Origin of the sequence: Pseudomonas sp. RIT411 (assembly GCF_003057735.2) — a bacterium.
Taxonomy (GTDB): Bacteria; Pseudomonadota; Gammaproteobacteria; order Pseudomonadales; family Pseudomonadaceae; genus Chryseomonas; species Chryseomonas oryzihabitans.
Window position 1 is genome coordinate 1 of the sequence record NZ_QBIZ02000015.1, and the last position, 25163, is coordinate 25163.

The 25163-nt window shown below is 66.9% G+C and carries 26 protein-coding genes; 11 read left to right on the forward strand and 15 right to left on the reverse strand.

The features are described from left to right. Positions 1–127: 127 nt before the first annotated feature. Entirely contained in the window at positions 128–1078 is a 951-nt protein-coding gene (locus tag DBY63_RS18390; protein ID WP_037007679.1) for a GGDEF domain-containing protein, read from the reverse strand. Positions 1079–1277: 199 nt separating this feature from the next. Continuing rightward, positions 1278–1922 carry an alpha/beta fold hydrolase gene (locus DBY63_RS18395; RefSeq protein WP_027598491.1) on the reverse strand — a complete coding sequence of 215 codons (645 nt, stop codon included), beginning with the start codon at positions 1920–1922 and terminating at the stop codon, positions 1278–1280. Positions 1923–2306: 384 nt separating this feature from the next. Here DBY63_RS18395 and DBY63_RS18400 point away from each other — a divergent pair, with 384 nt between their 5' ends. The 7 genes from DBY63_RS18400 (at position 2307) to DBY63_RS18430 (ending at position 8716) form a co-directional block, all read left to right on the forward strand. Then, entirely contained in the window at positions 2307–3335 is a 1029-nt protein-coding gene (locus DBY63_RS18400; protein WP_027602995.1) for an amino acid ABC transporter substrate-binding protein, read from the forward strand. A gap of 99 nt (positions 3336–3434) precedes the next feature. Further along, positions 3435–4622 carry an amino acid ABC transporter permease gene (locus DBY63_RS18405; protein WP_027598493.1) on the forward strand — a complete coding sequence of 396 codons (1188 nt, stop codon included), beginning with the start codon at positions 3435–3437 and terminating at the stop codon, positions 4620–4622. Between the two features lie 9 nt (positions 4623–4631). After that, the gene (locus DBY63_RS18410; protein WP_027602996.1) at positions 4632–5732 is read left to right on the forward strand and encodes an amino acid ABC transporter permease; all 1101 of its coding nucleotides are present in this window, start codon (positions 4632–4634) and stop codon (positions 5730–5732) included. A 10-nt stretch (positions 5733–5742) separates the two neighbouring features. After that, a complete protein-coding gene (locus DBY63_RS18415; protein WP_027598495.1) occupies positions 5743–6510 on the forward strand; it encodes an amino acid ABC transporter ATP-binding protein in 768 nt (255 codons plus the stop codon). 264 nt (positions 6511–6774) lie between these two features. Further along, positions 6775–7467 carry a phosphatidylcholine synthase gene (gene pcsA / locus DBY63_RS18420; protein WP_085982652.1) on the forward strand — a complete coding sequence of 231 codons (693 nt, stop codon included), beginning with the start codon at positions 6775–6777 and terminating at the stop codon, positions 7465–7467. A gap of 2 nt (positions 7468–7469) precedes the next feature. After that, positions 7470–7790, forward strand: coding sequence for a GIY-YIG nuclease family protein (locus tag DBY63_RS18425; protein WP_256594448.1), 321 nt, complete (start codon positions 7470–7472; stop codon positions 7788–7790). Then, complete coding sequence (locus tag DBY63_RS18430; RefSeq protein ID WP_108582523.1) at positions 7778–8716, forward strand: glutathione S-transferase family protein; 939 nt, start codon at positions 7778–7780, stop codon at positions 8714–8716. Before DBY63_RS18425 ends, DBY63_RS18430 begins: the two co-directional genes overlap by 13 nt. A gap of 59 nt (positions 8717–8775) precedes the next feature. Here DBY63_RS18430 and DBY63_RS18435 read toward each other — a convergent pair whose 3' ends face one another. The 5 genes from DBY63_RS18435 to DBY63_RS18455 form a co-directional block, all read right to left on the reverse strand. Further along, on the reverse strand, positions 8776–9396 hold the full coding sequence (locus tag DBY63_RS18435) for a flavin reductase family protein (protein WP_042136787.1): 621 nt from the start codon (positions 9394–9396) through the stop codon (positions 8776–8778). Between the two features lie 10 nt (positions 9397–9406). Further along, complete coding sequence (locus tag DBY63_RS18440) at positions 9407–9877, reverse strand: metallophosphoesterase family protein (RefSeq protein WP_027598499.1); 471 nt, start codon at positions 9875–9877, stop codon at positions 9407–9409. A gap of 9 nt (positions 9878–9886) precedes the next feature. Continuing rightward, positions 9887–11416, reverse strand: a complete 1530-nt coding sequence (locus tag DBY63_RS18445) for an apoptosis inducing factor family protein (protein ID WP_108582524.1) — start codon at positions 11414–11416, stop codon at positions 9887–9889. An 80-nt stretch (positions 11417–11496) separates the two neighbouring features. Beyond that, positions 11497–12411 carry a cation diffusion facilitator family transporter gene (locus tag DBY63_RS18450; RefSeq protein ID WP_108582525.1) on the reverse strand — a complete coding sequence of 305 codons (915 nt, stop codon included), beginning with the start codon at positions 12409–12411 and terminating at the stop codon, positions 11497–11499. After that, positions 12411–12836: a polyribonucleotide nucleotidyltransferase gene (locus tag DBY63_RS18455; RefSeq protein ID WP_108582526.1), complete on the reverse strand. Its 426-nt coding sequence runs from the start codon at positions 12834–12836 to the stop codon at positions 12411–12413. The genes DBY63_RS18450 and DBY63_RS18455 overlap by 1 nt, the downstream gene beginning before the upstream one ends. Positions 12837–12938: 102 nt before the next feature. On the opposite strand from DBY63_RS18455, the gene hrpB reads away from it, so the two are divergent. The 4 genes from hrpB to DBY63_RS18475 all read left to right on the forward strand — a co-directional run bounded on the left by hrpB (position 12939) and on the right by DBY63_RS18475 (position 17875). Continuing rightward, positions 12939–15443: an ATP-dependent helicase HrpB gene (hrpB, locus tag DBY63_RS18460; RefSeq protein WP_108582527.1), complete on the forward strand. Its 2505-nt coding sequence runs from the start codon at positions 12939–12941 to the stop codon at positions 15441–15443. Between the two features lie 109 nt (positions 15444–15552). Further along, positions 15553–16383, forward strand: coding sequence for an oxidoreductase (locus DBY63_RS18465; RefSeq protein ID WP_027603003.1), 831 nt, complete (start codon positions 15553–15555; stop codon positions 16381–16383). A 12-nt stretch (positions 16384–16395) separates the two neighbouring features. Beyond that, positions 16396–17334, forward strand: coding sequence for an AraC family transcriptional regulator (locus DBY63_RS18470; RefSeq protein WP_108582528.1), 939 nt, complete (start codon positions 16396–16398; stop codon positions 17332–17334). A 112-nt stretch (positions 17335–17446) separates the two neighbouring features. Beyond that, the gene (locus DBY63_RS18475) at positions 17447–17875 is read left to right on the forward strand and encodes a pyridoxamine 5'-phosphate oxidase family protein (RefSeq protein WP_108582529.1); all 429 of its coding nucleotides are present in this window, start codon (positions 17447–17449) and stop codon (positions 17873–17875) included. A gap of 170 nt (positions 17876–18045) precedes the next feature. Here DBY63_RS18475 and DBY63_RS18480 read toward each other — a convergent pair whose 3' ends face one another. From DBY63_RS18480 to DBY63_RS18515, 8 genes are all read right to left on the reverse strand, one after another. After that, the gene (locus DBY63_RS18480; RefSeq protein ID WP_108582530.1) at positions 18046–19254 is read right to left on the reverse strand and encodes an amino acid deaminase; all 1209 of its coding nucleotides are present in this window, start codon (positions 19252–19254) and stop codon (positions 18046–18048) included. Next, complete coding sequence (locus tag DBY63_RS18485) at positions 19251–20024, reverse strand: IclR family transcriptional regulator (RefSeq protein ID WP_108582531.1); 774 nt, start codon at positions 20022–20024, stop codon at positions 19251–19253. The genes DBY63_RS18480 and DBY63_RS18485 overlap by 4 nt, the downstream gene beginning before the upstream one ends. Positions 20025–20038: 14 nt before the next feature. Then, on the reverse strand, positions 20039–20425 hold the full coding sequence (locus tag DBY63_RS18490; RefSeq protein ID WP_007161900.1) for a RidA family protein: 387 nt from the start codon (positions 20423–20425) through the stop codon (positions 20039–20041). 28 nt (positions 20426–20453) lie between these two features. Further along, entirely contained in the window at positions 20454–21230 is a 777-nt protein-coding gene (locus DBY63_RS18495; RefSeq protein ID WP_007161901.1) for an amino acid ABC transporter ATP-binding protein, read from the reverse strand. Further along, positions 21227–21889, reverse strand: a complete 663-nt coding sequence (locus tag DBY63_RS18500; protein WP_108582532.1) for an amino acid ABC transporter permease — start codon at positions 21887–21889, stop codon at positions 21227–21229. The genes DBY63_RS18495 and DBY63_RS18500 overlap by 4 nt, the downstream gene beginning before the upstream one ends. Positions 21890–21899: 10 nt before the next feature. Further along, on the reverse strand, positions 21900–22562 hold the full coding sequence (locus DBY63_RS18505) for an amino acid ABC transporter permease (RefSeq protein ID WP_027598510.1): 663 nt from the start codon (positions 22560–22562) through the stop codon (positions 21900–21902). 48 nt (positions 22563–22610) lie between these two features. Next, a complete protein-coding gene (locus tag DBY63_RS18510) occupies positions 22611–23390 on the reverse strand; it encodes a transporter substrate-binding domain-containing protein (RefSeq protein ID WP_223855486.1) in 780 nt (259 codons plus the stop codon). Between the two features lie 265 nt (positions 23391–23655). Further along, a complete protein-coding gene (locus DBY63_RS18515) occupies positions 23656–25119 on the reverse strand; it encodes a D-aminoacylase (protein ID WP_108582533.1) in 1464 nt (487 codons plus the stop codon). Between the last annotated feature and the right edge of the window lie 44 nt (positions 25120–25163).

Sequence of the window (25163 nt, forward strand, 5' to 3'; positions counted from 1 at the left end):
TTGCCCAGAAATTTTTTGAGTGCCTTGAGCACGGAGGGTCTCGATCATCGAAAGCGGAATGAGACCGCAGTGTAAAGCAACCTACGTGCCCGGCAACAACTACCTGCCGAACGCAAGCGCAATCCGCTCAGCCGCTGATCCGATTGCGCCCGGCATCCTTGGCCTGGTAGAGCGACTTGTCCGCACGCCCTACCAGTTCGTCCAGGGAGTCGGCCTTGCGCATCTGGGCCAGGCCGATGGACACGGTCACCCCCGGCAGCTTGCCGCAGGGCGAATAGAAGTCCTTGATCTCCGCCAGACTCTGGCGCAGGCGCTCGGCGATGGCGATGGCTTCGTCGCGGTCGATCTCCGGCAGCAGGATGACGAACTCCTCGCCGCCATAGCGCGCCATGCTGTCCTTGGGTCTCAGCTGGTCGCGCAGGGTGTTGGCCACCAGGCACAGGGCGTAGTCGCCCGCCAGGTGCCCATGGGTGTCGTTGTAGCGCTTGAAGTGATCCACATCCAGCATCAGCAGGCTCAAGGGCTGCCGATTGAAGGCGCAACGGGTGCTCTCGCGCTCGAACAGCTGTTCGAGCCGCCGACGATTGAAGAGGCCGGTCAGGGTGTCGACATTGGCATTGCGTTCGGTATCGACGATGAGCTGGTTGCCACGGCGCATCCGCTCGCAGAGGATGCCGAGCAGGTTGTGCATGGCCTTGGAGGAGCGCTCGATCAGTTCCAGCACCAGATCGCGGTGCAGGCAGAGCACCTGGGTGTCGGCCTCGGCGATGACGTGGGCGCTGGGTCGCTCGCTGTCCATGAAGCTGATCTCGCCCGAGCATTCGCCCGGACCCAGCAGATAGATGGGCGGATTGTCCGGCGAGCCCAGGTGGACCCGCAGGCGACCTTCCAGGATCAGATACATGTACTGGTTCAGCATGGCGGGCGAGAGCAGGCACTCGCCAGCGACCAGGCTGCGCGTGGCCGAGCGGGCGATCAGGGCTTCCAGCAGATGGGTCTCCACGCCCTTGAACAGGCGCAGGTCCTTCAGGGAATCGACCGGGACTTCGGCCAACCAGACCGACAAGGGGGCAGCCATCAAAGGATCACCCCGGGGACTGAAAGGAAAACTCGGGCCATAGCTGCTCCATGCACATCACGACCTTCAGGCACCCACACTGGACCGGATGGGTACCTCAAAGTTCGTTCGCTTTGCCCTTTCCAGGCCTCCCTTCGCGTCCAGATTCTGCAAATTGTCGACCGGTTTCCAAAAACGAAGCGGTCCGGCAATTCGCCCCTTATTTTCCGCCGAGACGTGCCAGCAGCCAGCCCTGGATGTCCTGGATCTCCGCGGGGATGACCTCGTGGCGCATGGGGTAGCTGTGCCAGAGCGCTTCCACGCCCGCGGCCACCAGCGCCTCGTAGGCGGCCCGCCCCAGGGCCAGGGGTACCACGTCGTCCTGCTCGCCGTGCAGGCACAGCACCGGGGTGGCCCCGCCCCGATTGACCTGGGCGTCCTCGAAGCTGGGCGCATAGGTCGACAGCGCCATGACGCCGCCCAGTGTCGGGCAGGCGGTGTTGTAGGCGGTGTGCAGGACCACGGCGCCGCCCTGGGAAAAGCCGGCCAGCACGATGCGTTCGGCCGCAATGCCCTGGGCCTGCTGGGTCTCGATCAGTGCCCGTACCGTGGCGGCCGAGGCGTCCAGCTGGGCGCGGTCGATGGCCCGGGCCGGATTCATGGCCAGGATGTCGTACCAGGACGGCATGGCCCAGCCGCCATTGATGGTGACCGCCTGGGTGGGCGCCTGGGGCAGGACGAATCGGGTCGACGTCAGGCTGCGCTGCAACAATTCGGCAACGGGTTCGAAGTCATGCTGGGTTGCACCCAGGCCATGCAACCAAATGACGCAGCTATCGGCGGTTCCGCTGGGCGATTCCAGCACAAGAGGCGAATTTTCCAAGGCTTTGCTCCAGTTTGGTGCCACTAAAAATGGGTGTGGTAACAGATGGTGCACAAAATGCGTGTCGCATTTTCGTAATTCTGTTGTTCGGCTTTTTGCTCGAAGTCACGCGATTGCCGGGTTTGAGCGAAGTGAGCAGCTGTCGCATTCACTGGTCCGCAAATTGCCTCATCTAGGCTGCGGCCAGGTAGTGCACTAACAGGTAACACTGACTCACTGCTTCGTCACGCCTTCCAGCGCGTCTCCTCCATCCCTTGATAGAGGACGCCCAGGGATCGGGTGGGCGAGTTACACGGCAATCAGGCGAGAGACATCGTGCTGCCGTGCGACTGGAAACGTAATTCATAAACAAAGTGGAGCTTATCGATGAAGATGGTGAAGTCTACCCTGGCAATTCTGACCACCGCCGCTGCTCTGGGCCTGTCCGGCATGGCTCATGCGGGCGCTACTCTGGATGCAGTGAAGAACAAGGGTTTCGTGCAATGCGGCGTCAGCGATGGCCTGCCGGGTTTCTCCTTCACCGACTCCAAGGGTGAATACAAGGGTATCGACGTGGACGTCTGCCGCGCCGTCGCCGCCGCCGTGTTCGGCGATGCCTCCAAGGTGCGTTTCACCCCCCTCACCGCCAAGGAGCGCTTCACCGCGCTGCAGTCCGGCGAGATCGACGTCCTGTCGCGCAACACTACCTGGACCAGCTCCCGCGATGGCGGCATGGGCCTGATGTTTACCGCCGTGACCTACTACGATGGCCAGGGCTTCCTGGTGAACAAGAAGCTGGGTGTGAAGAGCGCCAAGGAACTGGACGGTGCCACCGTGTGCATCCAGGCCGGTACCACCACCGAGCTGAACCTGGCTGACTACTTCCGCTCGAGCGGCATGAAGTTCACCCCCATCACCTACAGCACCTCCGACGAAAGCGCCAAATCCATGGAAGCCGGTCGTTGCGACGTGCTGACCTCCGACCAGTCGCAGCTGTACGCCCAGCGCATCAAGCTGGCCAAGCCCGACGACTACGTCGTATTGCCCGAGGTCATCTCCAAGGAGCCCCTGGCTCCCGCCGTCCGTCGTGGCGACGAAGACTGGTTCACCATCGTCAAGTGGGCTCAGTTCGCCATGGTCAGCGCCGAGGAAATGGGCCTGACCTCCGCCAACGTGGAAGCCCAGGCTAAGGATTCCAAGAATCCTGACGTGCGTCGCCTGTTGGGTACCGATGGCGAATTCGGCAAGGACCTGAAGCTGCCGAAGGACTGGGCGCTGAACATCGTCAAGCAGGTCGGCAACTACGGCGAAGTCTTCGAACGTAACGTCGGCATGGGTTCCGATCTGAAGATCAAGCGTGGTCTCAACGCCCTGTGGAACGCAGGCGGCCTGCAGTACTCCCCGCCGGTCCGTTGATCTCGGCGCCCTAGTCGCCGACACCTTCCGGATGTGCAGATTCTCGCCCTGCAGCGCTGTTCGCGCTGCGGGGCGAGGATTTAATGAGGCTTCCAGTAGATGCAAAACGTTAGCAAAACCTCGCCACCAGTCCGTGGGTCGCTACTGACCGACCCTCAGGTGCGTTCGTGGCTGTTCCAGGTCGTCGCCGTAGTCGCCGTCGTGGCCTTCGGCTGGTTCCTGTTCAACAACACCCAGACCAACCTGTCTCACCGGGGGATCACCTCGGGCTTCGGCTTCCTCAACAACTCCGCCGGCTTCGGCATTCCCCAGCACCTCGTTCCCTATACCGAGGGTGACACCTACGGCCGGGTATTCCTGGTCGGTCTGCTCAACACCCTGCTGGTCTCGGTGATCGGCATCGTGCTGGCGACAATCATCGGCTTCACCGTGGGCGTGGCGCGGTTGTCCAACAACTGGCTGCTGCGCAAGGTCGCCACGGTCTATATCGAGATCTTCCGCAACATTCCGCCGTTGCTGCTGATCTTCTTCGTCTACTTCGCCGTCCTCGCGCCGCTGCCTGGCCCGCGCCAGAGTCTGAGCCTGGGTGACGCCTTCTTCGTCAACAACCGCGGCCTGTACATGCCGGCCCCGAGCGCCGATGCGGGCTTCATTCCGGGCCTGATCGCCTTTCTGATCGCCGTCGTGGCGAGCGTCGTGGTGTTCCGTTGGGCCCGCAAGCGTCGGCACGCCACCGGTGAACGTTTCCCGGTGCTGTGGACGATCCTGGCGCTGCTGATCGGCATTCCGCTGCTGGCGACCCTGGTGTTCGGCAAGCCGTTCCACTGGGAGCTGCCGGAGCTGCAAGGCTTCAACCTGCGCGGTGGCTGGGTGATCATTCCGGAACTGGTCTCCCTGGCGCTGGCCCTATCGGTCTATACCGCGGCCTTCATCGGCGAGACGGTACGGGGCGGTATCCAGGCGGTCAGCCATGGTCAAACCGAGGCAGCCAGCTCCCTGGGCCTGCGTCCCGGGTTGACCCTGCGGCTGGTGATCATTCCCCAGGCGCTGCGGGTGATCATTCCCCCGCTGACCAACCAGTACCTGAACCTGATGAAGAACTCCTCCCTGGGCGCCGCGGTGGGCTATCCGGAGATGGTGGCGCTGTTCGCCGGCACCACGCTGAACCAGACCGGCCAGGCCATCGAGACCATGGCCATCACCATGAGCGTGTACCTGGCCATCAGCATCAGCATCAGCATCCTGATGAACTGGTACAACAAGCGCATCGCGCTGATCGAGCGTTAAGGAGCGCGTATGAGTAACCAGACCCATACCTTCAAACCGGACCTGCCGCCGCCACCCTCCAGCGTCGGTGCCCTGGCCTGGATTCGTGGCAACCTGTTTTCCAGCGTCGGCAATACCCTGCTGACCCTGCTCGGCCTCTACCTGGTCTGGCTGATCGTGCCGCCGGTGGTGAACTGGGCCTTCCTCAATGCCACCTGGAGTGGCACGACCCGGTCCGATTGCGCGCCGGGCGGTGCCTGCTGGGTGTTCATCAAGGAACGCATCGGCCAGTTCATGTACGGCTTCTACCCGGAAGACCAGCGCTGGCGGTTCGACCTGACCGTGGTGCTGGCCGTGGTCGGCGCTATTCCGCTGTTCCTCGACAGCTTCAAGCACAAGGCTCGCTACGGCCTGTCCCTGCTGGTGATCTACCCGCTGGTGGCCTTCTGGCTGCTGTACGGTGGTCTGGGCCTGCGAGTGGTCCCCACCAGCGAGTGGGGCGGCCTGATGCTGACCATCGTCATCGCGGCGGTGGGCATCGTCGGCGCGCTGCCGCTGGGCATCCTGCTGGCCCTCGGCCGCCGCTCGAAGCTGCCGGCGATCAAGGTCATCTCGGTGACCATGATCGAGTTCTGGCGGGGCATCCCGCTAATCACGGTGCTCTTCCTGTCGTCGGTGATGCTGCCGCTGTTCCTGCCCGAGGGCATGAACCTCGACAAGCTGCTGCGCGCCATCGTCATGGTGATCATCTTCGAGGCGGCCTACATCGCCGAAGTGGTCCGCGGTGGCATGCAGGCCATTCCCAAGGGCCAGTACGAGGCCGCTGCCGCCATGGGCCTGGGCTACTGGCGAACCATGGGCCTGGTGATCCTGCCGCAGGCGCTCAAGCTGGTGATCCCGGGCATCGTCAACACCTTCATCGCGCTGTTCAAGGATTCGAGCCTGGTGATCATCATCGGCCTGTTCGACCTGCTCAACAGCATCAAGCGCGCCACCTCGGATCCGGCCTGGCTGGGCATGTCCACCGAGGGCTATGTGTTCGCCGCGCTGATCTACTGGGTTTTCTGTTTCGCCATGTCCAGCTATTCCGCTCGCCTGGAGCGCAAGCTGAACACCGGCCACAAGCGTTAGGAGTCATCAGATGAACGTAAGCAACAAGCAGCAGGTCGACAGCAGCAAGGTCATGATCCAGCTCAAGGACGTGAACAAGTGGTACGGCCAGTTCCACGTGCTCAAGGACATCAACCTGACCGTGACCCAGGGCGAGCGCATCGTGCTGTGCGGGCCGTCCGGCTCGGGCAAGTCCACCACCATCCGTTGCATCAACCGGCTGGAAGAACACCAGAAGGGCCAGATCATCGTCGATGGCACCGAGCTGACCAACGATCTCAAGCAGATCGAGACCATTCGCAGCGAAGTGGGCATGGTGTTCCAGCACTTCAACCTCTTCCCGCACCTGACCGTGCTGCAGAACTGCACCCTGGCCCCCATGTGGGTGCGCAAGATGCCGAAGAAGCAGGCCGAAGAAATCGCCATGCACTACCTGCAGCGGGTGCGCATTCCCGAGCAGGCCAACAAGTTTCCGGGCCAGCTGTCCGGCGGCCAGCAGCAGCGCGTGGCCATCGCCCGGGCGCTGTGCATGCAGCCGCGCATCATGCTGTTCGATGAGCCGACCTCGGCGCTCGACCCTGAGATGGTGAAGGAGGTGCTGGACACCATGATCGGTCTGGCCCAGGACGGCATGACCATGCTCTGCGTGACCCACGAGATGGGCTTCGCCCGCACCGTGGCCAACCGGGTGATCTTCATGGACAAGGGCGAAATCGTCGAACAGGCCGCCCCGGACCAGTTCTTCGACAACCCGCAGAACGAGCGTACCCGCCTGTTCCTCGGGCAGATCCTGCACTAAGCGCGGCCGGGGCGGAGACCTGTCCGCCCCGGTCGTCCTGCGAACCCAGTCACGGGCGTTCGGCGGGAAGGCGGGCAAAGGGCCGCAAGGCGCGGTATCCTCGACGTTTGGCGCCCGGTTTCCGGGGTCGGCGGTCAAGGTCCGCCTTGCCGTTCACCGGCTTCATTGTCGATTTCGTAGCGTATCGCCAGAACGGGCGGTGCGCTGGGCAGTCGAAGCCGTCATCATAGAGAGACGCCCGTGAACTCCATTTCCCATCCGCTCATGCTGACAAAAGCCAAGGCCTGGGGCGCCCATGCGGTGACCTCCAGTGGTGTGATCCTCGCGCTTCTGGCGCTGCTCGCTCTGGTCGACGGTCAACCCAAGGGTTGCCTGATGTGGCTGGGCATCGCTCTGCTCGTCGACGGTCTGGACGGCACCCTGGCGCGCAAGTTCGAAGTCAAGCGGGTACTGCCCCATTTCGACGGCTCGGCGCTGGACCTGGTGGTCGACTACCTGACCTATGTGTTCATTCCGGCCATCTTCATCTATCGCTTCGTGCCCTTGCCGCCGCATTTCGAACTGGTGGCGGTGGGCATCATCCTATTGTCGTCGCTGTTCTGTTTCTGCAATGTGAACATGAAGAGCGCCGACAACTATTTCGTCGGCTTTCCCGCGGCCTGGAACGTGGTGGCGCTGTATTTCTACGTACTGGACCTGGCGCCCTGGTTCAGCATGGCGGTGGTGCTGGTGCTGGCCGCCCTGACCCTGACCCGGGTCAAGTTCCTGCATCCCTTCCGCGTGCGCCAGCTGATGGCGGTGAACATCACCGTGACCTCCATCTGGCTGCTCAGCAGCGCCATGATGGTATTCGTGCATCCCGACAAGCCGCTGTGGCTGATGGTCCTCTGGTTCGCCAGCGGCATCTACTTCGTCGGCGTGTGCGTCTGGCGTACCGCCCGGGAGTGGTTCGCCTGACGGTGAGCGACATCCCCCTGCCACCCGCGCGCACCTGGTATGTCTACCTGGTGCGTGCCGAGAATCAGGCGCTCTATTGCGGCATCAGCGATGATCCCGAGCGCCGTTTCGCCCAGCACCGCAGTGGCCGCGGTGCCCGCTTCTTCGCCTCCAGCCCGGCCCAGGCGCTGGTCTATGTGGAAGCTTGTGGCGACAAGTCGACCGCCCTGCGTCGCGAAATCCAGATCAAGAAGCTGCCCAAAAAAGCCAAGGAATCCCTGGTGCTGGCCCGCGCCGGCCTGGCGTCCGCGGCCCCCTCAGGAGAGCTGTCATGTCCGAGCTGATTCTGCATCACTACTGGCAATCGCCCTTCGCCGAGAAGGCGCGCCTGCTGCTGGGCTTCAAGGGGCTGGCCTGGCGTTCGGTGATCATTCCGCGGATGCTGCCCAAGCCCGAGCTGGTGGCGCTCACGGGTGGCTATCGCAAGACGCCGGTATTGCAGGTGGGGGCAGATGTCTATTGCGACACGGCACTGATCGCCCGTCGCCTGGAGGCGGAAAAGGCCGTGCCGGCGCTGTTTCCGGAAGGCCAGGAAGCGGTGGTGGCCACCTTTGCCGCCTGGGCGGACTCGGTGCTGTTCCAGCATGCCGTGGCGCTGATGTTCCAGCCGGAGATCATGGGTCCGCGCCTGGCCAGCCTGCCGCCGGAGCAGGCCCAGGCGTTCCTGGACGACCGCAAGGCGCTGTTCAGCGGTGGCAGCCTGAGCCGGCTGAGTCCCGAGCAGGCCCGGCAACAGTTGCCGACCCTGCTGACCCGCCTGGAGACCCAGCTCCAGCGCAGCGCCGGCGAATTCCTGTTCGGCGCGCCCTCGGTGGCCGACATCGCCCTGGCGCACAACTTCTGGTTTCTCAAGAGCACGCCGCAACTGGCGCCCCTCATCGACGAGCGCCCCGAGATCGCCGCCTGGTTCGCCCGGGTGCTGGGGTTCGGTCATGGTACCCATGAGGAACTCGGCGCCGCCGAGGCGCTGGAGATCGCCAGGGCGGCGGAGCCCCTGGCCTTGCCGCGCGACCAGGCCCTCGCCGTGGAAGGCTTCGCCTGGGGTGACCGGGTGAGTGTGGCGGCAACCGACTATGGGGTGGATCCGGTGGTGGGTGAACTGGTGCATGCCGATAGCGAGGCTCTGGTGATCCGCCGTCACGACGAGCATCTGGGGGCGATCCAGGTGCATTTCCCGCGCCTGAATTTCCGCGTCAGTGCAGCGGGCTAGGGGTCGCGACAACGACAACGGCGCCCGAGGGCGCCGTTTTGCATTGCAGGGCCGACCGCTCAGTCCGGGCGGCGCATGCGGAACAGCGCGGCCTCGGTGATCTCGAAATAGTCGGCCGGGCCACCGCCGCGGACGATGGGGCGAGCGGCCGCGGTCTGGTAGATGCCGTCCTTGAGCAGGCGCTTGTCGATGTGGGCGGCCACCACCTCGCCCAGCACCAGCCACTGGTCCAGTTCGTCCCCGGCGGCGGTCTTGAGGCGGACGATCTGGCTCAGCCGGCACTCGAAGGCCACCTGGGCACGGGCGACACGCGGCACCTTGACCACCGTCGAAGCGGCAGGCTCCAGACCAGCCAGGGCGAATTCGTCCACCTCGGGGCCAACCATGGCGCTGCTGGTGTTCATTTCCTCGGCCAGTTCGCGGGTGGCCAGGTTCCAGACGAATTCGCCGGTACGCTCGATGTTGGCCACGCTGTCCTTGTAGCCTTGGCTGGAAAAGCCGATCAGCGGCGGCTTGTAGTTGAAGGCATTGAAGAAGCTGTAGGGCGCGAGGTTCAGGACGCCGGTTTCGCTCTGGGAGGAGATCCAGCCGATGGGACGCGGCGCGATGATGGCGTTGAAGGGATCGTGGGGCAGGCCGTGGCCCTGGCTGGGTTCGTAGAAGTGGTAATCGATGCTCATCGGGATTCCTTCAGGGGGTGAGTTCCAGGATCTCGGCCTGGATCTGGCCGGCGTCCAGGGTCAGGCGGCCGACGCTGATCGGCAGCCGAAAGCGCCGTGGGCCAGCGCTGCCGGGGTTTATGTAGAGTACGCCATCGCGCTCTTCGATCAGCGGCTTGTGCGAGTGCCCGCTGACCACCACCCTTACCTGGGCACCGGCGGCGGCCAGGTCGAGCTCGGGCAGGATGTGCAGCATATGGATGTCGATGCCGTCCAGGGTCAGGGTGACGCGCTCGGGGATGTCGTCGGCCCAGGGCACGTCGTCATTGTTGCCCCGGACCACAGCCAGCGGTGCCAGCTCGCGCAGGGCATCGAGGATCTCGGGTTTGCCGATGTCACCGGCGTGCAGGATGAAGTCGCTGCCGGCGAGGGCCTCCAGCGCCTCGGGCCGGAGCAGACCATGGGTATCGGCGATCAGGCCGACGCGATAGGGATTGGCCATGGCGACTCCTCAATTGGCCTGGACGATGTCCAGGGCCTCGGCGCGTCCCAGCGGCTGGCGCATACGCTGGGCCAGGATGGCGGTGGCGCGTTCCCGTTGGCAGGCCACCACACCCACCACCCGATCCTCGGCCAGCAGCAGGGCGACAAAGGTCTGTTCGCCGAGGCTGCCGTCCAGATGCATGCCGTCCCAGTGGCGGGGATGGCCCAGGTATTCGTAACGCTTGCCGTGATGCAGGGTCCAGAAGAAGGGCACGTCCGTGTAGCGTTCGGCGTGGCCCAGCAGATTGCGTGCCGCCAGACGGCCGTGTTGCTGGGCCAGGCGCCAGTGCTCGATGCGGGTCGGCTGACCGGCGAAGGGAAAGGTGGTCAGATCGCCGACAGCGTAGAGGTCCTCGGCGGCCCGGAGCTCGGCGTCCACCGGAACGCTGCCGTCATCCGCCAGGGGCAGATCGGTGAGGAAAGTGGTGGCCGGCGTGATGCCGGTACCCACCAGCACCAGGTCGGCGGGCAATTGGCTGCCGTCCTTGAGGCTGACCTGGCGGACGTGAGCGTCGCCGGTGAAGCCCACTACCTCGCTGGGGGCGTGGAAGGTCACGCCATTGGCCTCGTGCAGGGTCTTGAAGTGCTGGCCGAGGGTCTCGCCCATCTGCTTGACGAAGGGCAGGGAGGCGGGGGAGACCACGTCCACTGCCAGGCCTTGCTTGCGCAGGGCGGACGCGGCTTCCAGGCCGATGAAGCTGGCACCGACGATCACCGCGCGGCCCTCGGCGGGCAGCTCGGCGAGGATCGCGGCCGCGTCGGCGCGGGTCCGCAGCAGGTGGATGCCCTCGAGCTGGGCGCCGGGAACGTCTAGCGGCCTGGGTTCGCCCCCTGTGGCGAGCACGCAGCCGTCGTAGCTAAGGGTCTGGCCGTTGGCGAGTTCCAGCTGACGGGTCTGGGGATCCAGGCGGGTCACCTCGGCATGCAACCGTTCGATGCGCTGCTGGCGGAAGAACTCGGGCTCGCGCAGCGGCGGGGCTTCGTCGGGGGCCTTGTCGCCCTGGAGGACGAATTTGGACAGGGCCGTCCGGTCGTAGGGCTCGCCCGGTTCGCGACCGATCAGCAGCAGGCGTCCGCCATAGCCGAATTCGCGCAGGGCGGCGGCCGCGGCGGTACCTGCGGCGCCGGCGCCGACGATGACGAACAGGCGGTCGTCGGGCTGGGATTCCGCCGCCTGTGCGGGCAGGGGTTCGCGGCCGACCAGCACCTCGCCATCGCGCACCTCCACCGGATAGCGCTGCAGGGCGTCCAGCGCCGGCGGTTCGCACAGGCTGCCATCCTCGACGGCAAAGCTCGCCTTGTGCCACGGACAGACCAGGCGCCCCTGGCAGACCGCGCCGTCGGCCAGGGGTGCGCCGGCGTGGGGGCATTTGGCCTGGAAGGCGCGGGCCTCGTCGCCGACGCGCAGCAGCAGGATCTCGGTGTCTTCGATCTTGACCGCGGTGCCACGGTCTTCGCGCAGGTCGGCGAGGCGCGCGACCGGATACATGGCTTTCATGGTGGACTCCGGCGCCGTCTGGGCGCTCTCTTGAATCAGGCTCAGCAGATTCGAGAGAGCGCAGCGGCGCCGGGTTCCGCTCAGGTGGCGGGCGGCAGCGGATGTCGGTGCGGAACGTCGGGTGCGTCCAGCGGATCGGCGTGGACCAGGACCTCCGCCTGGGGATATTCGGCGCGGATGGCGGCTTCCACCTCGTCGCACAGCACATGGGCGCGGGACAGGCTCATCTCGCCCGGCAGCTCCAGGTGCAGTTGCACGAACCAGTGATTGCCGGAGAGGCGGGTGCGCAGGTCGTGTGCACCTTCCACGCCCGGCACCTGGCAGGCCAGCTGCAGCATGTGCTCGCTGATGTCGGCGGGCAGTTCCTGATCCATCAGCACGCCAAAGGAGTCGCGGGCGATGCCGTAGGCGCTCCAGAGGATGTAGAGGGCGATGGCCAGACCGAACAGCGGATCCAGCCAGTACCAGCCGAAGCCGGTCAGCGCCAGGGCGACCAGGATGCCGACGTTGAGCAGCAGATCGGAGCGGTAGTGCAGGGCGTCGGCGCGGACCACCGTGGAGTCGGTGAGGCGGATGACGTGCTGCTGGTAGGCCACCAGCACGGCGGTCAGGGCCAGGGAAAACAGGGTGACGGCGATACCCAGGGCATGGGCGCCCAGGGGCTCGGGTTGCTGCAGGCGTCCGATCGCCTGCCAGGCGATGAGCACGGCGCTGACGCCGATGAACACCGCCTGGGCGATGCCGGCGAGGGATTCGGCCTTGCCATGGCCATAGCGGTGGTCGTCGTCCGCCGGCTTGAGGGCGTAGTGCACCGCCAGCATGTTGAACACCGAGGCCAAGCCGTCGAGCAGCGAATCGGTCAGACCGGCGAGCAGACTGACCGAGCCGCTGAACCACCAGGCCACGGCCTTGGCCAGGATCAGCGTCGTCGCCACCGCCACCGAGGCGGCGGTGGCGCGACGCAGCAGCCGCTCGGTGCGGTGCGGGTCGCTCATCAGGCGCGCGGGGCGAGCCCCAGGCTGGCGAGCTGCTCGTTGCTGCCGCTGCGCTGCAGCAGGCGCGGATCGTCCAGCGGCAGGCTGTGGCCGGTGGCCTGCTGGATGATGGCCTTGAGGCGCGCGCGATCGACGCTGCCGTCCGGATTGAACGCCTTGTTCAGTTCGCCGGGATCGACCTCGGCGCGCTTGTTGTCGGGCAGGTAGATGGCGCCGGTGGCGAAGTCCACGCCGAAGGCGATCAGGCCGGGAATGATGTAGAACAGCAGGCCGATGGCATCGAGGGCGACGATGCCCGGATCGATCCGGCCACTGCCGGTGATCTGGCCGCGACGCTCGGGATAGAACAGCGAGCCGCAAGCGGTCAGCTGGGTGAACAGGGCGGCGGCGAGGACGCCACACACCGCGCGGGTACGCATCGACATAGACAACCTCCGGTTGGATGAGGCCGCCACTATAGCGGCCGGAATCACGGCGGGCGAGACGCTTTATACTGCCCGCCCCGTTGAGACCACCGGCCGTGCCCAATGACGCCCTTGCCCATCGATGTTGTCCTGCCCGAGCTGCGCCAGGCCCTTGCCCACCGCGACGACTGCGTGCTGGAAGCGCCACCCGGGGCCGGCAAGACCACCCGGGTGCCCCTGGCGCTGTTGCAGGAGCCCTGGCTGGCCGGCCAGCGCATCCTGCTGCTGGAGCCGCGCCGGCTGGCGGCGCGCGCTGCCGCCGAGCGCCTGGCCGCGGAGCTGGGCGAAGGCGTCGGCGAGACCGTGGGCTATCGCATCCGCCTGGAGAGCCGGGTCGGGCCGCGCACCCGTATCGAGGTGGTCACCGAGGGCATCCTAACCCGCCGCCTGCAGGACGATCCGGCGCTGGACGGCGTCGGCCTGGTGATCTTCGACGAATTCCACGAACGCAGCCTGGACGCCGACCTGGCCCTGGCGCTGACCCTGAGCGGTCGCGAACTGCTGCGCGATACCCCGCTCAAGCTGCTGGTGATGTCGGCCACCCTGGAAGGCGAACGCCTCGCCGCGCTGCTCGGCGGCGCGCCGGCGGTGCGCAGCGAAGGACGGATGTTTCCGGTGACGACCCGCTGGAGCCGGCCGCTCGGCCAGGACGAGCGCCTGGAAGCGCGGGTGGCCGCCACGGTGCTCCAGGCGCTGGACGAGGAAGCCGGCAGCCTGCTGGTGTTCCTGCCCGGCCAGGCGGAGATCCGCCGCACCGCCGAGCGCCTGGCGGAGCAGCTGCCCGCCGGGGTATTGCTCTGTCCGCTGCATGGCGAGCTGGAACTGGCCGCCCAGCGTGCGGCCATCGAGCCGGCGCCGCCAGGTAGCCGCAAGGTGGTGCTGGCCACCAACATCGCCGAGACCAGTCTGACCATCGAAGGGGTGCGGGTGGTGGTGGACGCGGGCCTGGCGCGAGTGCCGGCCTTCGATCCCGGCAGTGGCATGACCCGCCTGACCACCCGGCGCATTTCCCGCGCCTCGGCGACCCAGCGCCAGGGCCGCGCCGGCCGCCTGGAGCCGGGCGTCTGCTATCGACTCTGGTCGGAGGAAGGGCATCAGCAGTTGCCGGCCTATGACAGTGCCGAGATCCTCCAGGCCGATCTGGCCGGACTGGCGCTGCAACTGGCGCGCTGGGGCATGAACGCCGAGGAGCTGGCCTGGCTCGATCCGCCACCCGCCGCCGCCCTGGCCCAGGCCCGCGATCTGCTGGTGCGCCTGGGCGCCCTGGACGACCAGGGCGTGCTCACCCCTCACGGCCAGGCCATGAGCGGCCTGCCGGCTCATCCGCGGCTGGCGCACCTGTTGTTGCGGGGGCAGGCCTGGGGCCTGGCCGAGCGTGCCTGCGAGGTCGCCGCGCTCTTGGGCGAGCGCGACCTGGCCCCGGGGCAGGGCGCCGATCTGCACACCCGCCTGCTGCTCCTGGCCGGTGAAGGCCGAGGTCCGCGCGGCGGCGTGGCGCGGATTCGGCAGCTGGTCCGCCAGTATCGCGGCCTGTTGCGTGGCCCGGCCGGGCGGCCGGTGGCCGATCCCGAGCACCCGCGCTGGACCGGTGCGCTGCTGGCCTGCGCCTATCCGGATCGCATCGCCCAGCAGCGCAAGGCCGGCGGCCAGGACTATCGCCTGGCCAATGGCCGGGCCGCCAGCTTTGGCGAACCGGATGGACTGATGAAATCGCCCTGGCTGGTGGTGGCCGATCTGGGCAGTCGCCAGGGCCAGCGCGAAGAGCGTATCTACCTGGCTGCCGAACTGGATCCGGCGCTGTTCGAGGGGCCGCTGGCCGAGCAGGTGGCAGGCCACGACGAACTGGACTGGGACGAGCGCGAAGGGGTGTTGCGCGCCGAACGCCAGCGGCGGATCGGCCAGCTGGTGCTGAGTCGCGAACCCTTGAAGAATCTGGACACTGCCGCCCGCAGCCGGGCCCTGCTCGGACTGGTGCGGCGCAAGGGGCTGGAGCTGCTGCCCTGGACGCCGGAGCTGCGCCAGTGGCAGGCGCGGGTGGCGCTGCTGCGCCAACTGGATCTGCAGCAGCAGCCGACGAGCGACTGGCCGGACGTGAGCGACGCCGCCCTGCTGGCCAGCCTGGAAGTCTGGCTGCTGCCCTATCTGGATCGCGTCAGCCGCCTGGCCCACTTCGCCACCCTGGACCTGGCCGCCATGCTCCAGGGCCTGCTGCCCTGGCCGCTGCCTCGTCAGCTCGACGAGCTGGCCCCGCGAGGTCTGGCAGTGCCGTCGGGTTCCACGATCCGCCTGGACTACAGCGAGCAGCCGCCGGTGCTGGCGGTGCGGCTGCAGGAGCTGTTCGGCCTGGCCGACACCCCGCGCCTCGCCGGTGGCCGTCTGGCGGTCAAGCTGCACCTGCTCTCGCCCGCGCGGCGACCGGTGCAGGTCACCCAGGACCTGGCCAGCTTCTGGGCCAATACCTACGCCGAGGTGAAGAAGGATCTCAAGGGCCGCTATCCCAAGCACTACTGGCCGGACGATCCCCTGATCGCCGAACCCACGGCCCGAGCCAAGCCGCGGGGGACCTGAGCACGGGGCGTCGATGCCGAGAGGATTAGGCAAGACACCCAGACGATCCGGCAGTGGGGGCGCCAGACACCGGCGCTAGCATGGCCGCTTCCAACGATGGGAGTGGACCATGAACGAGCACAAGACCCTTTTCATCACCGGCGTGAGCAGCGGCCTGGGCAATGCCCTGGCGCGGGAAGCCCTGGCGGCCGGCCACCGTGTCATCGGCACGCTGCGCCGGGAAGCCGATCTGGAGGCCTTCGCGGCCTTGTCGGACCGGGCCCATGGCGTGCTGCTGGATGTCACGGACCATGCGCGCCTGGCGACAGTGGTGGCCGAGGTTCAGGCAGCCCACGGTCCGGTGGATGTCCTGGTGAACAACGCCGGCTACGGCCATGAGGGCATTCTCGAAGAATCGCCGCTGGAAGAGCTGCGCCAGCAATTCGAGGTCAATGTCTTCGCGGCGGTCGCCATGACCAAGGCCTTCCTGCCGTCCTTTCGCGAACGGCGCCGCGGTCATATCATCAACATCACCTCGATGGGTGGCACCATTACCCTGCCGGGTATCTCCTACTATTGCGGCAGCAAGTTCGCCCTCGAAGGTATCTCGGCGGCCCTGGGCCAGGAGTTGGCACCCTTCGGCGTCTGGGTCACCGCCGTGGCACCCGGCTCCTTTCGTACCGACTGGGCGGGTCGCTCGATGCGTCGCAGCGCACGCGGCATCGCCGACTACGACGAGCAGTTCACGCCGATCCGGGCGGCGCGGGAGGCCAAGAGCGGCAAGCAGCTGGGCGATCCACGCAAGGCGGCCCAGGCGCTGCTGCAGCTCATCGCCCTGCCGGCGCCGCCAACGCACTTGCTGCTGGGGAGTGATGCCTTGCACCTGGTTCGCGAACGCCTGGCCACGGCCAGCCGGGAAATCGACCGCTGGGAAGCCCTGACCCTTTCCACCGATGGCTGAAGCGGAGGCCCCATGAATCCGAGCGATCCCCTTGCCAGACGTCTGGTGGCGCTGCTGGGCAGGCTGGCGCCGCAGGAAGGCTACAACCTCAGCCCTCTGGAGGATGTGCGCTTCCTGCGCTCGGATCGCCCGCTGACCGGCGTACCCGTGCTCTATGATCCCGGGGTCGTCATCGTCTGCCAGGGCGGCAAGCGCGGCTACTTCGGTGACCGCGTCTATCAGTACGATGCCCAGCACTACCTGGTGGTCTCCGTGCCCGTGCCCTTCACCATGGAGACCGATGCCAGTCCGGAGGCACCGCTGCTGGCCATCTATCTACGCCTGGATTTTCGGCTGCTCGGCGACCTGGTGCTGCAGCTAGACAGCGAACTCGGGCCGGCGCTGGAGGCGCCCCGCGGGCTCTATGCCTCGCCGATCGATGAGCCGCTGCGCGCCTCGACGCTGCGCTTTCTGGAGGTCCTGAGCGTGCCGACCGATGCCCGGCTGCTGGGGCCGGCGCTGCTGCGTGAGCTCTACTATCGGATCCTCACCGGCGCCCAGGGCGGCTCGTTGCGCGCGGCCCTGGATCGCCAGGGGCGTTTCGGCCGTATCGCCCGGTCGTTGCGCACCCTGCACGCCCGCTATGCCGAGCGGCTGGACGTCGCCGCGCTGGCGCAGGAAGCGCGCATGAGTCAGCCCAGCTTCCACCGGCACTTCCGCGACATTACCGGCACCACGCCCATGCAGTATCTGAAGTCGACCCGTCTGCACCAGGCGCGGCTGTTGATGCTGCGCGACGCCCTCCCGGCGGCGAACGCGGCCTTTGCCGTAGGCTACGAGAGCGCCTCCCAGTTCAGCCGCGAATTCAAGCGGCTGTTCGGCCGGACCCCTCTGGCGGAGATCGACTGGATGAAGGCCACCTATGCGCTGCCGGCACCGCCTGCGACGGCGGTCTATGTCGCTTCCCACTAGGGCTGTCCGTCCGAAAAGCCCGGGCGACGCCGCTGCGCCGGAACCAAGCGGCCGCCGCCCCCGGTCTGAATGGAGACGGGCACTGCCTGCCCGCCCAACCGGAGCGACCCCCATGGCCGACAAGACCCTGCACGACCTTTCCAAAGCGATGCGCGATCTGGATTTCTGCATGCTGACCACCGGCACCGGGCGCCTGACCAGCCGGCCGATGAGCAACAACGGCGACGTCGAATACGACGGGGACTCCTGGTTCTATGCCTACGAGGACTCGGCCAAGATCCGGGACATCGAGCAGGATCCGGCGGTGGGACTGAGCTTCAGCGAAGGCAAGAGCCTGCTCGGCAAGCCCGGTATCTTCATCGGCATCGAAGGGCACGCCGAGCTTATCCGCGACAAGGCGCAATTCGAGGCGCACTGGACCAAGAGTCTGGACCGCTGGTTTCCCCAAGGCACCGACACGCCCGGCATGATCCTCATCAAGGTGCATGCCGAGCGCATCCGTTACTGGGATGTAGAGGAAGAGGGCGAGCTGCGCCCCTAGGCTTTGTCTGAAAGGTGCCTGCACTCGGTCATGCTGCGTTAAAAATCTGCTGGAATGCCAGCCCAGTCGGAATGCTCATTTACCATTCGTAAACTCGAGCGCGAGTCCGATCCGCTTCCTCACAGATTTTTGCCTTGCCTGACCTTCGTTCGACGACCTTTCAAACAAGCCTAAAAGCAGGTGGCGAAGGTCTCCACCACCTGCAGTCCTTCGTCGACGATGCAGCCCTGGCGCCACTTGTCGAAGGTCAGGCAAGGGTGGGAAGTGCCCAGGGCGATGAGGTCGCCGATGGCCAGTGCGGTTCCCGGGGCGACGACCATGAAGGCGTGCTGGTCCATGATGGCCGTGACCGTGCAGCCGCTGACGTCGACCGCCTCGGCAGCAGTCTGGCCGGGCCGGTAGCGGCGCAGCGGCAGCGGCAGGCCGGCATCGTGGGCGATGTCGCGCTTGCCCAGGGCCAGGATGGCGAAACCGGGTTCGGGCAGGGATTGCACGTGAGCCCAGACCTCCAGCGCCGGTTGCAGGCCCTCGTTCAGACCGGTGCGGGCCAGGACGCCACGCTGGGCATCGCGATAGATCCCGTGGTCATGGACCACATAGCTGCCGGGCCGCATGACTGCGAGAAAGCGCTCGCGCACTTCCAGCTGGTCGAAGGCGGCGGCGATCAGGTCATACCAGGCCGAACCCGAGGCGGTGACGATGGGTCGGTCGAGGGCGAAGGCGCCCTGGCCGCGCAGTTCCTCCGCCAAGCGCACCAGGGAATCGGCGAAGGCGCGGATGTCGGTGGCCGCCTCGGCGCCGTGGATCACCCCCTCGTAACCTTCGATGCCGGTCAGGCGTAGCGCCGGTTGCCCGGCGATGGCCCGGGCCAGTTCTCGTACCTCGGCTTCGCTGCGGCAACCACAACGGCCGCCCGGTACGCCGTACTCGATCATCACCTGCAGCGCCAGCCCCCGTGCGCCAAAGAAGGCGCCCAGGGCGGTCACCTGGTCGGGATGATCCACCAGGCAATGGAAGTCGAAGTCCGGATCGGCGGCGAGCAACTCGGCGATCAGCGCCATGTTCGGTGCGCCCACCAGCTGGTTGGCCATCAGCACCCGGCGCACGCCGTGGGCCTGGGCGGCGCGGGTCTGCACCGCGGTGGCCAGGGTCATGCCCCAGGCACCCGCGGCCAGCTGCCGCTGGAACAGCGCCGGCGCCATGCTGGTCTTGCCGTGGGGCGCCAGTTCGGCACCGCGGTCGCTGGCGAAGGCCTGCATCCAGGCGATGTTGTGGTCGAGTGCAGCCCGGTGGACGACCAGGGCGGGCAGGGGCACGTCGCTGAGCAGGCTGGCGCCAGGCGTGGCGGCGCCTTTCTCGGGAGCTTTGAGGATGGTCATGGATTCTCCTGGCCGCCCAGGCGCTGGGACAGGCGGCGGGCGCTGTCGACCAGCACCCGGCGGTACTCGGCATGGTGGGCCTGGGCGTCGGCGCGGGGCGCTACGATGCACAGGGTGGCGATGCTCAGGCCGCTGGCGTCCTGCACCGGGGCGGCGAAGCAGTGGGTGTAGGTGTCGGCGATGCTGTCGAAGGAAAAGAAGCCTTCGGCGCAGGCGCTACGGATCTCGGCGATAAAGGTCGCCGGGGGCAGGCGGCTACCGTCGGGCAGGATGAAATCGTCCGGATCGATCAGGGCGAGGATCTCGGCATCGCTCAGATGACCGAGCAGCAGTCGCCCGGACGCGGTCCAGGGAATGGGCGCGTCTTCGCCGACATTGGACGAGATGCGAAAGGCGCGGGCGCCTTCCTTCATCAGCGAGACGGTGTACTTGCGGCCGTTGAGCTGGCACAGCTGGGCGGTCTCGCGGGTCTGGGCGACGATGTCGTCCAGCAGCAGTCCGGCCTCGCGGGCCAGGTCGAAGTGGCGCAGGTGCGCCTGGCCGAGAAAGTACAGCTCGCGGCCCAGGTAGACCTGACCGTCGCGGCCCACGGCATCGAGCATGTGCCGCTCCAGCAGCAGGCCGACCAGGTCGTAGACGGTGGACTTGGGAATGCCCAGGCCGGCGGCGATCTCGTTGGGTCGCAGCGGCCGACCCACCCGCTTGAGGTGATCGAGGATGTCGAAGGCGCGGTCCAGGCCGCGGGCGCGCTGGCGGGTAGGTTCGGTCATCGGTGCGGTTTGTCTCAGGCCTTGGGTTTGTAGGCGATGCAGTCGATCTCGACCTTGCAGTCCACCATCATGGAGGACTGCACGCAGGCGCGCGCCGGGGCGTGGCCGGCGAAGTACTCGGCGAACACCTTGTTGAAGCTCCAGAAATCACGCGGATCGTCCAGCCAGACGCCGGCACGCACCACATGCTCCAGACCGTAGCCGGCTTCGTGCAGGATGGCGATCAGATTCTGCATGGTCTTGTGGGTCTGGGCGACGATGCCGCCGTCGATGATCTCGCCATTCTCCATGGCCACCTGGCCGGAGACGTGCAGCCAGCCATCGGCTTCCACCGCACGGGCGAAGGGCAGGGGTTGGCCGCCTGCGCCGCGTTCGCCGGCGCCGTATCGGGTGATGCTCATAAGGGTGCTCCTGTAGCGGGGGAAGGATTCAGAAGGAGGTCCGGCCGAGAAATTCGGCGAGACGGGTGGAACGGGGGCGCTCGAAGAGTTCGCGGGGCGGGCCCTGCTCCTCGATGCGGCCCTGGCTCATGAAGACGATGCGATCGGACACCTCGTAGGCGAATCTCATCTCGTGGGTCACCAGCAGCATGGTCATGCCGTCCTGGGCCAGGTCCTTGATCACCGCCAGCACCTCGCCGACCAGCTCCGGGTCCAGCGCCGAGGTGGGTTCGTCGAACAGCATCAGGCTGGGATTCATGGCGATGGCGCGGGCGATGGCCACCCGCTGCTGCTGACCGCCGGAGAGTTGGCCGGGATGATGGTCGCGTCTTTCGATCAGGCCGACCCGGCGCAGCCACTGTTCACCCAGGGCGATGGCTTCGTCCTTGCCCATCTTCTTGACCTTGCGCAGGCCGAGGGTGACGTTTTCCAGGGCGGTGAGGTGGGGAAACAGATTGAACTGCTGGAAGGCCATGCCGGTGAGCGAGCGCTGGCGGGCGATCTCGCGCTCCGGTAGGCGCTGGCGGCGACCGCCTTCCTCGCGGTAGCCGATGGCCTCGCCGGCCAGCTGGATGCTGCCGCCCTGGAAGTCTTCCAGCAGGTTGACGCAGCGCAGCAGTGTGGTCTTGCCCGAGCCGCTGGAGCCGATCAGGGTGACCACGTCACCGCGGTCCAGGGACAGGTCGATGCCCTTGAGCACCTCGGTGGCGCCGAAACTCTTGTGCAGGCCGTTGATGCTCAACAGCGGGGCGTTGGCGTCGGTCATGGCAGGGTCACCCGTTTTTCCAGATAGCGGCCGAGCCGCTCGATGGCGAAGTTGATGAGAAAGAACAGCAGCCCGGCGAACAGATAGAACTGCAGGGTCATGAAGGTGCGGGCGATGACCTGCTGGCTGCTCAGCAGCAACTCGGCCACGCCGATCACCGAGAGCAGGGTGGAGGCCTTGACGATCTCGGTGGAGGCATTGACCCAGGTCGGCAGGATCTGGCGCAGCGCCTGGGGCAGCAGCACCTCCTTGAGACTCTGGGCGAAGGTCAGGCCGATGGCCTTGGCCGCCTCGTGCTGGCCGCGGGGGATGGCCTGCAGGGCGCCGCGGACGATCTCCGCCACGTGGGAGCCGCAGAACAGCAGCAGCGCCGCGGTGCCGGCCTCGAAGGGCGTGGGCCGCAGACCCAGCGCCGGCGCCATGTAGTAGCAGGCCAGCACCAGCACGAACACCGGGGTGCCGCGGATCAGGTCGGCATAGAGGCGAAAGGGCAGGCGCAGCGGCCAGCGGCCATAGGTCAGCGCCAGGCCGCCGAGGGTGCCGAGCAGGGTGCCGCCGAGCACCGCCAGTACCGAGCAGGCCAGGGTGGTGGCGAACCCGGCGGCCAGGGTCTGGCGTGCGTTCCACAATTCTAGGAACCAGGAGGGGGCTTCGTACACGATCGGGCTCCTAGCGGGTCAGGCTCAGGCGTCGCTCCAGCTGGCGCAGCAGCAGGGCGATGACGTAGCAGGTGAGGATGTAGAGGGCGCTGGTCACCAGCCAGGTCTCGATGACCCGGTAGCTTTCCAGGTTGATCTTGCGCGCCTGGTAGGTCAGCTCCGGCACGGCGATGGCCGCCGCCAGGGAGGTGTCCTTGAACAGCGAGATGAAGCTGTTGGAAAGCGACGGCAGCACGTTGCGCAGCATCACCGGAATGATGACGTAGGCCTTGATCTGCCACTCGCGCAGGCCGATGGCCAGGCCCGCCTCGCGCTGGCCCTTGGGAATGGCCATGAGCCCGCCGCGAAACACCTCGGCCAGGTAGGCCCCGGCATAGAGCGCCAGGGTGATGAGAAAGGAGCTGAGCTTGTCCAGGCGGATGCCGACGCTGGGCAGGGCGAAGTACAGCAGCAGGATCAGCACCAGGATCGGGGTGTTGCGCACCAGGGTGACATAGCCCCCCGCCAGCCAGCGCAGCGCCCGCACCGGCGAGAGCAGGGCGAAGGCGGTGGCCAGGCCGATCAGGCAGCCGATGGCGATGCCTACCAGCGCCAGCTGCAGGCCGAGGGCGAGCCCGGCCAGCAAATGGTCCAGGTTCTGCCACACGGGGGCGAAGTTGAGGGTGTAGTTCATGCTCGACGTCTACCTAGAGGGCGCGGACGGACCGCGCCGGGGCCAGGATCACTTGAACTCGACGGGGAAGCCGATCGCCGGAGAGGGCAGCTCGACGCCGAACCACTTCTTGAAGGACGCCTGATAGGTGGGGAATTCCACGCCGGTCATGGCCTCGTGCAGGGCGGTGTTGACGAAGTTCAGCCAGTCCTGATCGCCACGCTTGACCGCGCAGGCGTAGGTCTGGGGACTCCAGGCGTAGTCGGGCGAGCGGTAGCGGCCGGGATTCTGGGTCATCAGGTACTTGACCGAGGACTGGTCGGTGGCCACGGCGTCGGCACGGCCGGTGCCGAGGGCCTGGTAGAGCAGGTCGACGCTGTCGTACTGGTCGACCTTGGCGCCGGGCAGCGCCTGGTGCACCAGTTCCTCGGCATAGACGTTCTGCAGCACGGCCACGGTCAGGTCGCCCTTGGCCGCCTTGAGGTCGTCGATCTGCTGGTAGCGGCTGTTGGCCGGCAGGAGCAGGGCCACGCCTTCGCGGTAGTAGGGCAGAGTGAAGGCCACCTGCTGGGCGCGGCTGGCGGTCACGGTGATGAACTGGCAGCTGATGTCGACCTTGTCGGTGAGCAGGTTGGGGATGCGCGCATCCGAGCCCTGGACGACGAACTCGACCTTTTCCGGATCGTTGAACAGGCCCTTGGCGATGACCTTGGAGATATCGATATCGAAGCCTTGCAACTTGCCGTCGGCGCCCTGGAAGTGCCAGGGCGCATTGGTGCTGCCGGTGCCCACGACCAGATGGCCGCGCTTGAGCACGTCATCCAGCTTGGCCGCCTGGGCGCCGGTCATGGCGACCAGGCCGACCAGCAGCGCCAGCGTTTTCCACCCCTTCGTCTTGCCTGTCATCGCGTGTCTCCTTTTCCGTTATAGCGGAAGTGTGTTCGTAACAACGGAATAGATTGCAGCGACTGTGCCAGCTATCCGCATGACGTTGCAAATCAAGGGCTTGGCATGGGGGACAGGCAGCCGAAGGGGTTCCCGGTGCGCCAGGGGGCACCGGGAGGTGGCGGAAGGTAACGGGGATGCACCAGCTGGAGGCGTTACCCGGTAGCGCTCAGGCGGAACGTGGGAAGGTCGACCGCAGATCCCCGGCGCGCGGCAGGAAGCGACCATGACGCTCGCCAATGGCCTGCCCCGGTGCATAGGCCAGGTGCCCATTCACCCAGACCGCTTCGATGCCTTCGGCAGGCCGTTGCGGCTCGCTGAAGTCGGCCACGTCGCGGATGCGGGCGGGGTCGAACAGCACCAGATCGGCCTGGGCGCCGGGCTCGATCAGGCCGCGACCCGCCAAGCCGAAGCGGCCGGCGGAGAGGCCGGTCATCTTGTGCACGGCGGTGTGCAAGGGAAAGAGGCCAAGGTCGCGGCTGAAGTGACCGAGCACCCGCGGGAAGGCGCCCCAGAGTCGCGGATGGGGGAAGGGGTCCTCGGGCAGGCCGTCGGAGCCGATCATGCTCAGCGGATGGGCGAGGATGAGGCGCACGTCGGCTTCGCTCATGCCGTAGTAGACGGCACCGGCCGGTTGCAGGCGGCGCGCGGTGGTCTCTAGGTCCAGGCCCCAGTCGGCAGCGATGGCGGCCAGGTCGCGGCCGCCGCACTCGGGATGCGGGGTGGACCAGGTGATGGTGATGCGGTGGCGGTCGGTGACCTGCTTGAGATCCAGGGTGGAGGAGCTGGCGGCATAGGGATAGCAGTCGCAGCCGACCGGCTGGCCGTGGGCGGCCTGCGCCAGAGCGCCGAGCAACTCCGGCGCGCGGCCCCAGTTGTCCACCCCGGCGCACTTGAAGTGGGACACCACCACCGGCGCCCGGGCCTGGCGACCGATGTCCAGGGCTTCGTCCAGGGCCTCGTGCACCGCGGCGAATTCGCTGCGCAAATGGGTGGCATAGAGTCCGCCCACGGCGTCCAGCTCGGCGGCCAGCTCCGCCACCTCCGCGGTCGGCGCCGCCATGGCGGAGGCGTAGGCCAGGCCGGTGGAGAGCCCCAGAGCGCCAGCGGCCAGGCTGTCGCGCAGTTCGGCGCGCATGGCAGCGATCTCGGCAGGGGTGGCGGCACGCTGGAGATCGTCCAGGTGATTGCTGCGCAGCGCCGTGTGCCCGACCAGAGCGGCGACGTTGACGCCGGGGCGGGCCTGCTCCACCGCCGCGCGATAGGCAGCAAAGGTGGGATAGCTGAAGGCCGCGGCCGGGCCCAGCAGATTCAGCGGATCCGGCGGCTCGCCACGCAACCGCACCGGGGCGGCGCTGATGCCGCAGTTGCCGACCACCACGGTGGTGACCCCCTGACTGAGCTTGGGCAGTTGCTCGGGGCGGCGGATGACCATGGTGTCGTCATGGGTATGGACATCGATGAAGCCGGGCGCCAGCGCCAGGCCGCGGCCATCGCGGACCTCCCGTGCCGGTTGCCCGGCCAACTGACCGAGTGCCTGGATACGCTCGCCGGCAATCGCCACGTCGAGAACCCGGCCCGGACGGTCGCGACCATCCAGCACAAGGGCATTGAGAATCACTACATCATGCATGCTAGAGCCATCCTGCGACCGTTGGGAGACGCCTTTCGACCGTC

What these genes read in the sequence shown, in the direction of transcription:
- DBY63_RS18465 (WP_027603003.1), top strand. Translation starts at nt 15,553, where the DNA reads ATGAACGAGCACAAGACCCTTTTCATCACCGGCGTGAGCAGCGGCCTG.
- DBY63_RS18490 (WP_007161900.1), bottom strand. Translation starts at nt 20,425, where the DNA reads ATGAGCATCACCCGATACGGCGCCGGCGAACGCGGCGCAGGCGGCCAA.
- DBY63_RS18470 (WP_108582528.1), top strand. Translation starts at nt 16,396, where the DNA reads ATGAATCCGAGCGATCCCCTTGCCAGACGTCTGGTGGCGCTGCTGGGC.
- DBY63_RS18410 (WP_027602996.1), top strand. Translation starts at nt 4,632, where the DNA reads ATGAGTAACCAGACCCATACCTTCAAACCGGACCTGCCGCCGCCACCC.
- DBY63_RS18480 (WP_108582530.1), bottom strand. Translation starts at nt 19,254, where the DNA reads ATGACCATCCTCAAAGCTCCCGAGAAAGGCGCCGCCACGCCTGGCGCC.
- DBY63_RS18445 (WP_108582524.1), bottom strand. Translation starts at nt 11,416, where the DNA reads ATGAAAGCCATGTATCCGGTCGCGCGCCTCGCCGACCTGCGCGAAGAC.
- DBY63_RS18450 (WP_108582525.1), bottom strand. Translation starts at nt 12,411, where the DNA reads ATGAGCGACCCGCACCGCACCGAGCGGCTGCTGCGTCGCGCCACCGCC.
- DBY63_RS18415 (WP_027598495.1), top strand. Translation starts at nt 5,743, where the DNA reads ATGAACGTAAGCAACAAGCAGCAGGTCGACAGCAGCAAGGTCATGATC.
- DBY63_RS18485 (WP_108582531.1), bottom strand. Translation starts at nt 20,024, where the DNA reads ATGACCGAACCTACCCGCCAGCGCGCCCGCGGCCTGGACCGCGCCTTC.
- DBY63_RS18475 (WP_108582529.1), top strand. Translation starts at nt 17,447, where the DNA reads ATGGCCGACAAGACCCTGCACGACCTTTCCAAAGCGATGCGCGATCTG.
- hrpB (WP_108582527.1), top strand. Translation starts at nt 12,939, where the DNA reads ATGACGCCCTTGCCCATCGATGTTGTCCTGCCCGAGCTGCGCCAGGCC.
- DBY63_RS18495 (WP_007161901.1), bottom strand. Translation starts at nt 21,230, where the DNA reads ATGACCGACGCCAACGCCCCGCTGTTGAGCATCAACGGCCTGCACAAG.
- DBY63_RS18400 (WP_027602995.1), top strand. Translation starts at nt 2,307, where the DNA reads ATGAAGATGGTGAAGTCTACCCTGGCAATTCTGACCACCGCCGCTGCT.
- DBY63_RS18440 (WP_027598499.1), bottom strand. Translation starts at nt 9,877, where the DNA reads ATGGCCAATCCCTATCGCGTCGGCCTGATCGCCGATACCCATGGTCTG.
- DBY63_RS18390 (WP_037007679.1), bottom strand. Translation starts at nt 1,078, where the DNA reads ATGGCTGCCCCCTTGTCGGTCTGGTTGGCCGAAGTCCCGGTCGATTCC.
- DBY63_RS18405 (WP_027598493.1), top strand. Translation starts at nt 3,435, where the DNA reads ATGCAAAACGTTAGCAAAACCTCGCCACCAGTCCGTGGGTCGCTACTG.
- DBY63_RS18505 (WP_027598510.1), bottom strand. Translation starts at nt 22,562, where the DNA reads ATGAACTACACCCTCAACTTCGCCCCCGTGTGGCAGAACCTGGACCAT.
- DBY63_RS18510 (WP_223855486.1), bottom strand. Translation starts at nt 23,390, where the DNA reads ATGACCGGCGCCCAGGCGGCCAAGCTGGATGACGTGCTCAAGCGCGGC.
- DBY63_RS18455 (WP_108582526.1), bottom strand. Translation starts at nt 12,836, where the DNA reads ATGTCGATGCGTACCCGCGCGGTGTGTGGCGTCCTCGCCGCCGCCCTG.
- DBY63_RS18515 (WP_108582533.1), bottom strand. Translation starts at nt 25,119, where the DNA reads ATGCATGATGTAGTGATTCTCAATGCCCTTGTGCTGGATGGTCGCGAC.
- pcsA (WP_085982652.1), top strand. Translation starts at nt 6,775, where the DNA reads ATGCTGACAAAAGCCAAGGCCTGGGGCGCCCATGCGGTGACCTCCAGT.
- DBY63_RS18430 (WP_108582523.1), top strand. Translation starts at nt 7,778, where the DNA reads ATGTCCGAGCTGATTCTGCATCACTACTGGCAATCGCCCTTCGCCGAG.
- DBY63_RS18435 (WP_042136787.1), bottom strand. Translation starts at nt 9,396, where the DNA reads ATGAGCATCGATTACCACTTCTACGAACCCAGCCAGGGCCACGGCCTG.